Here is a 6,123-nt window from a genome sequence, read left to right as displayed (position 1 = left end):
CTCGTCCGGGCACGGACTCGGACTTCCACCGGTTCCCGACCTTCGATCGCTCAGTCTTGACGATCGACCGCCATGAAGGCCTTGACATTCCAGCCCTCATAGAAGCGATTGATCCAATATTGGAGCGTTTTCGCCCTGCAGCCGCTTGCCAGCCAACCATACGGCCGCGGAGTCACCCATCGACCTCCCGCTGAGGCGTGCACGCACGAGGGCTTGGGCTGCAACATTCGAAGTGGTCATAGGCTTTCCCGGTCGAAACCGCGAGCTCAACCATATCGCTCACGCTCTGGGCGCTCTGTGCGGCGGCGAACAAAGCGTCAAAACAACTTGAGAAACGATGGATTGCCAACGAATCGGCCTTCCCCCGCAAGCAGCGGTGCATCTCAAGCAGATGAACGCCGACCTGGGTCCTAATGGTCCTCCGCCGCTCGGGGGCGTTTTGCCTTGGGGCGGCCCTGAACGTACGTCACTTTCGCGCGGGAGCAAAGACCGCTTTGGGCTGCACGCGGCGTCAGAGCGCGAGGGCCAGCATCAGGATTGCTACTCCAGCGTAACTCACCCACCACCTTCGGGCGGATAAAAAACCGTAGAAGGAATCAGCGCGCCATCGTGATCTTCCTCATCAATCTGACGGAGTGAGTGGCTGCCGTAGATGAGACCCGTTCGTGTGCCCCAGAAGCTGCCGGTGGTGCTCAGCCGCGAGGAGGTCGCACGCCTGATCCAACCCAATGTGCCGCCAGTACTGCCTCACGGCAGCCCATACATCCCGCGTTCGACAGATGGAAAGACTCTTCGACCGAGAACTACGCGGCTCTCGGTCCAGACATACGGGATCGACCGGTTCGCCGAGCCAGCCAGCCTACTTTGGGCGCTCGTGAAGCTGCCTGCGCGGAAGCTTGATGGTGAAGATGCACCCCGCGCCCGGCAGGTCCCTGACGGTCAACACCCCCCCGTCGGCCTCAACGTTCCGCCGCGCGATGGACAAGCCGAGGCCCAGCCCGCTCTTGTTGTCACCGACCTGCACAAACGGCTGAAAGATCGACGTGGTCGTTCCCGGTGGCAGGCCTCCGCAGTTATCCTTCACGTCGAGCAGAACATGGTCGCCTTCGGCATAGGCGACAAGCGCGACCTCTGTATTCGCATGCGTGAACTTGAATGCGTTGTGAAGCAAGTTCACCAAGGCGGCCAACAACCGTTCTCGATTCCCAGCGATGCCGAGGGAGACGTCGACATCGGCAACCGAAAAGGTGCAGCCCTTGGCACTCGCGTCGAGCGAAGCGGCATTCTTGGCGTCCGCCACAAACAATCCGAGCGAAAACGCCTCTTCTGGCGGTTCGGCTGCCGCCCTGACCTGCGACAGGGACAGGTTGAGTAGGGCCGCCAACGAGGACAGGCTCCTCTTCAACACCGTTCCGGTCGAACCCCCGATGGGAAGGCGTCCTGATTCCAGGGCCGCAAACGCCAGCGATGCGGTGTGCAGGTGATTTCGCAGTTCATGCACAAGCATGCCGAGCCGCTCATTCTCCTCGGCGGACTGTTGGAGAGCCACGCTAGCGTCACGCCAGAAGCCGAACTCGGTGACGGCATCAGCGATGGCGTTGTCCAGGCAGCGATTCAACGTCCGGAACTCATCGACGGAGAACGGCGCATCGCGCTCCACGGCGAGGTCCGTGATGGCTTGGCAGAGGTCGCCGTAGTCGTGCACGACCTGGTCCACCGAATAGCCAAGTTCCAGGAGCTCCTTGCCATGCGCCGCCGCACTCAGCCCCATTTCTGACAAAGCGGCGGCGTCCCCGCCCGCCGCGCCGGAAATCCGGAAGCTCTCGTCTACCTCGCCGTTGTCCTGTGCTTCCAGAGTTTGAATCAGCTGGTCCAGAAACAATGGGATGCCGTTGGCGAGTTGCACCGCGGTCGCGGCCCGCCTTGGCCGCTGCGCTACCTTCGCCTTGCAGCGTGCAATCAGGTCGTCCCGATTATTGGATAAGAAGCGGTGCATGTTGTCCTCCGTGAGTGGCCCCGGTTTCGACAAAGTCGAAGCGTTCGGCGGGGAAAGCCGGTGTCCCCGTGCATACCCACGAATTCCTGACAATCTCCCACATTCTGCGCTTTGCATCTGTGCGTTACCCCACATAGCGTTGCCGAGAGGTCCGCTGGGGCAGACGATTGCCCCTCATCAACGCCGGTATGTGTAAGACCTCTGAGCGCGGGATGAGTTCCAAAGCTTCGGTGCGGAGATGGCCTGTTGGCGCCGTGGTCAACGCGCCCTTTTGTGGCTGGGTGGGTACCCCGCGTGAAGGGCTCGTCGAGGTCCGCAGGCTGCAAGAACTCTTCGCCCCGGGCGGCCGGATCTTCCATCAGATTCATTGAGTGCCGACCTTGCCTCACAGCGGGAGGATGAAGGTGGATTCGAATGCGGAGGAGGGCACGACTTCGCACTGCGATCGCCCGTCGGGGGACCGTTCATAAACGATCTTTGTAGGGTGAGCACATTCCGTAAGCGCGTCTCGGACCTACGCGCAGGCGCAGCCCTTGAAGCGATACGAGGTGTATGACCTCTCGCACTGCTTTAGTCGACGTGATCCAGGCGTTGTCCAAGGACGAAGGCCATCGCCAGCCCTCGGCCGGGGAGTGGCTCCGAGAGCAAGATACAGAACGCCTCTGCCCCGAGGCACCTCCGGAAAGTCCCGGTCGCGTCAACGCGCCGAGCGCGGACGAGACAGATCCATTCGCCCTCTTCCCGGGGACCGTGGTGGACGACGGGCTGCCGGAGGCTCCTGCGGAGCCAGTAAGTTGAACTGGACGGATGCGCTGCGCTCGCACTTCGCATCGGCGTGCTGTCGCACATCGGCCCGCTTCGGACACCGCCAGTGTGTCGTCATGTCAATGGGCGATACGACACCATGTCACTCTCAATCTTTGCTGCTGAAACACTCGTCAATGACTATTTGAATGGGCGGGTGCTCCCAGAAGCCGTGCACGGCGCGGTGGTGCTCACCACAGGCGAGAGGCTGATTCGCGGCCTTGTTCCGGTGCTGAACAAGGCCCTTTGCGCTGAGATCGAGAAACATGCGACTGCGACACCACCTTGGACTGCGGAGTCGGTTCTTCGTGCAGCCCATGAGCGGCAGGAGTACATGCGCGTCCCAGGCTGCATTGGAACAGGCCGAAGCCCCGCCCTTTGGCGATAGCGAGGCCGCTCAACGCGCCATGCCTGCACGGCGTGCTGCTGGACGGGTCGAACTTGGTTTCGATTCGCTCAGCGAGCTTCGGCGCTGGTCAACCGCGAGGCAATCGACAAGCGGTGACAGTCCACGAAATACAGCCCCGTGAAGCATGACAAGGAGCGCTCGGGATGGCCAGGCAGGTACAGGGAATGTTCGGGGACTAGCCACTTATCCCGCAACGAGTAGCCCAGCGCCTGGATTTCCTCGATCAATCGCCGCCGATTGAAGACGTGCAGAGGTGCGAACGAGCCTGAGCCGATATTCTGCGTCGTCACAAAATCGTCGCCTTCATACAGCGGCAGCTTGTTCAAGAGGAGATGCTTTGGCCGTTCGAAGCACCGCTTCAGGAGTTCCCGCGGTCGAGCGTCCTCCATATACTGCAGCGCGCCAGCCGCAAGCCAGATGTCACTGCTTACTGACATGACGGCGTGCGTCAACTCCTCCGCGAATGACAAGGCCGTCGCGGCACTGGTGGTCGCGAGATTCCTCCCGATAGCAGCCATCGTTGGAACCTCCACCACGCGCCACGTCAAGGCTGCGGGGAACTGGATGTGCCGGCGGTACGCATAGTAGTGCACTCCTACCGAGCCGCCGATGTCGAGCACGCTGGTCGCATCACCCTGAATGGCGCGCAGAAGCCAGAGCAGGACTGGGTAGTCATAGGTGGATATTCTTCGCGCGCGGGAGGCGAGGTACTCCGTGGCAAGAGCCGCGTTTTCAAACTCTTTGCTCGCAGGAAGCCAGGCCCTGGCCTGTTCGAAGGTCCCAAATACACCGTAGTGAAAACCTGCACCTTGGCCTGACAAGAAATGCTCGACCGTCCATTGCGGTAGTACTGGCCGGGCCAGAGGCCCGTCGAATAGTCCGCGAACAGCGCGAACAGCGCGAGCAGCGTTACGCAGTGGCATCTGGGCACCTTATGTCCCCGAGGTGGGGATATTTTGGACTGGGTGACGTCCACCGACGACTCTTGGAGCGCAGGGCAGCCGCTGCGGCCGCCTTGCAAGCGCGGTTCGAGCCCCGCAGACGCACTCATCCCTTGACCTCCATCAATTTCACCGCGTCATCCACGGGTTCGACAGGGCGAACAGCGTGATGATCTGCGCCGTTTTCTTCGCCAAGCCTTCGACGTGGTCATAGGCCTTCCCCGCGCGCAACCGGGAGCACAACCATATCGCGCACACTCCGGGCGCTCTGTGCGGCGGCGAACAAAGCGTTCAAAAAACTTGAAGCGATCGATCGCCGACGAATCGGCCTTGGTCTACTCGAGCAAGTCCGCGTAGGCTTTGCGGTCAGAAGCGTAGCAACCGCATGCTGCCGCTTCGAGGCCGATGCGATCAAGTACCGTGAGATCACCTCGCGTGTATTCGATCAAGCCACTCTTCTGGAGCACACCGGCCGCGGCAGTAATGCCGACGCGGCGCACACCCAGCATGTAGGCAAGGAATTCATGCGTCATGCGGAAGTTGTCGGAATGCGCCCGGTCGTGGCTCATCAGCAGCCAGCGCGCGAGCCGCGGCCCGATTTGATGGAAGCGAAGGCAGGTCGCCGATGTGGTCAGGTGGTTCATCAGGACGCACACGTAACGGTCCAGCACGCGCTGCAAGGCCTCGCTGGCTGCCACCTCTCTTTGGAAGGCTTGGCTGCTGATACGCCACGATGAGCCCGACCCTTGCACCACAGCGCGCAGTGGGGCTGTCATCACACCGAGGCCTACATGCGCGCCGACCATGCCCTCGCGGCCAACCATTCCGACTTCGAGGTAGGGACTGCCGTCAGTCGTCGCGACCAGCGAAATGAAGCCGTCAACGGGAAAGTAGACGTAGGGTGCCGCCTCGCCAGGCATACACAGTACATCCGCCAGGACGAGTTGCACTTCTTCGCAGCTTGAAAGGAATCTCGCGCGATCGCTGCGCGGCAGCAGCTTGATCAGGTGATTCTGGACCGTGGCCATATGGGCCTCCCATGTTGCTCGCGCCTCCGAACGACGGAGGCGAACAGGAGCAAAACGCTGGGGTCGAATACCGTTTGAGTGGATAGGGAGAGTATGCGCCCTGCGCGTCGATTTGCCGCCTATTCGACTGGATCGTCTGGAAGCAGGCGGTCGTACTCTTTCTTCACCACCGCATAGCATTCGCAAGAGCGTTTCTCCAGACCCTCGCGGTCAAGGACGGATATGCGCCCGCGGACGTAGCGAATGAGGCCTGCGGCTTGCAACTGCTGCGCTGCCTGGGTCACGCCTTCACGGCGAACCCCCAGCATGTTGGAAATCAGTTCCTGGGTCATCACAAGCTCATCACCCGTCAGACGATCAAGGCTCAATAGAAGCCAACGGCACAGCTGCTGGTCCAGGGAGTGGTGGCGATTGCAGACCGCCGTCTGCGACATCTGGGTGATCAGCGCCTGGGTATATCTGAGCAATAGGTGCAGCACGGGGCCGGCCCGATTGAACTCCACTTTCAGTGCGTCTGCGCTGAGCCGGAACCCTTTGCCGGCGCTTTGCACCACTGCACGGCTCGGGGTGGTTTCGCCTCCCATGAAAAGCGAGATCCCGACGATTCCTTCCTTGCCGACGATGGCGATCTCCGCCGAAGCGCCATTTTCCAGGACGTAGAGCAGCGAGACGATCGCCGTTGTCGGAAAGTACACGTGGCTGAGCGTCGCACCAGACTCGTACAGCACATGGCCGAGCGGCAGGTCCACACGTTCAAGTTGAGGCAGCCACCGCCGCAGTTCGGCATCGGGCAACGACGCGAGCAGACGATTTTCTCCGGCATCGGGGGCTGCGACCATCTCGGACTCCACCATTCGGCGCCGGGGATCACCAAAAAGATGCCACTACGACGACGCAACTAGTATAGATTTCGGACGCATCGTCTGTACGCTAGCGGACAGACAA

General features: G+C 61.3%; 4 protein-coding genes. All 4 read right to left on the bottom strand.

Translation table 11 applies throughout. From position 1 onward, the window contains the following. Window positions 1-859 precede the first annotated feature (859 nt). The 4 genes from QTI17_RS30630 to QTI17_RS30615 all read right to left on the bottom strand — a co-directional run bounded on the left by QTI17_RS30630 (window position 860) and on the right by QTI17_RS30615 (window position 6,017). Window positions 860-1,996 carry a sensor histidine kinase gene (locus QTI17_RS30630; protein ID WP_286537588.1) on the bottom strand — a complete coding sequence of 379 codons (1,137 nt, stop codon included), beginning with the start codon at window positions 1,994-1,996 and terminating at the stop codon, window positions 860-862. 1,260 nt (window positions 1,997-3,256) lie between these two features. Further along, the gene (locus QTI17_RS30625) at window positions 3,257-4,132 is read right to left on the bottom strand and encodes a methyltransferase, TIGR04325 family (protein ID WP_286537587.1); all 876 of its coding nucleotides are present in this window, start codon (window positions 4,130-4,132) and stop codon (window positions 3,257-3,259) included. 353 nt (window positions 4,133-4,485) lie between these two features. Beyond that, on the bottom strand, window positions 4,486-5,178 hold the full coding sequence (locus QTI17_RS30620) for a Crp/Fnr family transcriptional regulator (RefSeq protein ID WP_286537585.1): 693 nt from the start codon (window positions 5,176-5,178) through the stop codon (window positions 4,486-4,488). Window positions 5,179-5,297: 119 nt separating this feature from the next. Next, on the bottom strand, window positions 5,298-6,017 hold the full coding sequence (locus QTI17_RS30615; protein ID WP_286537583.1) for a Crp/Fnr family transcriptional regulator: 720 nt from the start codon (window positions 6,015-6,017) through the stop codon (window positions 5,298-5,300). Window positions 6,018-6,123 lie beyond the last annotated feature (106 nt).

It is taken from the genome of Variovorax sp. J31P179, assembly GCF_030316985.1.
Taxonomy (GTDB): Bacteria; Pseudomonadota; Gammaproteobacteria; order Burkholderiales; family Burkholderiaceae_C; genus Variovorax; species Variovorax ginsengisoli_B.
The sequence above is the reverse complement of the archived record's forward strand: the minus strand, read 5'-3'. Positions and strand labels throughout refer to the sequence as shown.